Source organism: Microbacterium sp. Bi128 (assembly GCF_918698205.1).
Genome location: NZ_CAKKMM010001467.1, coordinates 1 through 1,227, shown reverse-complemented (window position 1 = coordinate 1,227; position 1,227 = coordinate 1). Strand labels below are relative to the sequence as shown.

The window sequence follows — 1,227 nt, the reverse complement described above, 5'->3', positions numbered from 1 at the left end:
GCCAAGCCGTCGCCATCCGCCACCCCGACTACGAATTGCGAGGGGGCCAAATGACACCCATCGACCCCGTGCCCAGGCCACGACGAAACGTGGAGCTTGTCCTCCTGGTCCTCGCCCTCGCCGTAGGGATTGGTGCCCAGGCACTCGTGGGCGTGGACCGGCAAAAAGCGTTTGACACCGACTTCTGGTTCCAGTCCGGACTCCTGGCGTTGGCCGCCCTCGCCTTCCATGTGGTGCTGCGGCTCCGCGCAAAATATGCCGACCCGGTAATACTTCCGCTCGTGGTCGCCCTTAACGGGCTGGGCCTGGCCATGATCCACCGGCTGGACAGGGTGGGCGAAGACACCGGCAACAACCAGCTGCGCTGGACCCTGGTGGCCATGGCGGTCGCGATCGCGGTCATTTGGTTCCTCAAGGACCACCGGATCCTGCGCCGCTTCACCTATATCTCCCTGGCCATCAGCGCCGTGCTCCTCATCCTGCCGCTGGTTCCCGGCGTCTCCGCCGGCGAGGTCCTGGGTGCCAGCGTCTGGATCAAGATCGGTTCCATGACCTTCCAGCCGGGTGAAATCGCCAAGATCACGCTGGCCATCTTCTTTGCCGGCTATCTGTCGTCGAACCGGGACCTCATCCTGCTGGCGGGCCGCAAGATCGGCCCGGTGCAGTTCCCGCGGTTCAAGGACATGGGCCCCATGATCACCGCCTGGCTCGTGAGCATCGGCGTGCTGGTCTTCCAGCGTGACCTCGGATCCTCGATCCTCTTCTTCGGCCTGTTCCTCGTCATGATCTACGTCGCCACGAGCCGCATCAGCTGGGTGATCATCGGCCTCGTGCTGATTGCCGTCGGCGGCGTCGTCGCTGCCCGCGTGTTCTCGCACGTGGCCCTGCGGATCGACGGCTGGCTCAACGCGTTCACCGATGAGGTCTACGGCCGCCAGTTCGGCGGCAGCCTCCAAATTGTCGAGGGCCTGTTCGGCATGGCCAACGGCGGCCTGGTCGGCACCGGCCTCGGCCAGGGCCGGCCCAACCTCGTCCCCTTCGCCAACAGCGACATGATCATCGCCTCCTTTGGCGAGGAACTGGGCCTGATCGGCGTCTTCGCGATCGTCCTGATGTACCTGCTGCTGTTCACCCGGGGATTCCGCGCCGCGCTGGGCACCCGTGACGCGTTCGGCAAACTGCTCGCCACCGGGCTCTCCTTCGCGATCGCGCTGCAGTGCTTTGTGG

The 1,227-nt window shown here is 65.4% G+C and carries 1 protein-coding gene; it reads left to right on the top strand.

Features of this window, described 5'->3' with window-relative positions; all coding sequences use genetic code 11:
* Nucleotides 1-50 precede the first annotated feature (50 nt).
* Nucleotides 51-1,227, top strand: a 1,177-nt coding sequence (locus LQV45_RS33740; RefSeq protein WP_230012159.1) for an FtsW/RodA/SpoVE family cell cycle protein, incomplete at its 3' end; no start/stop codon positions are given.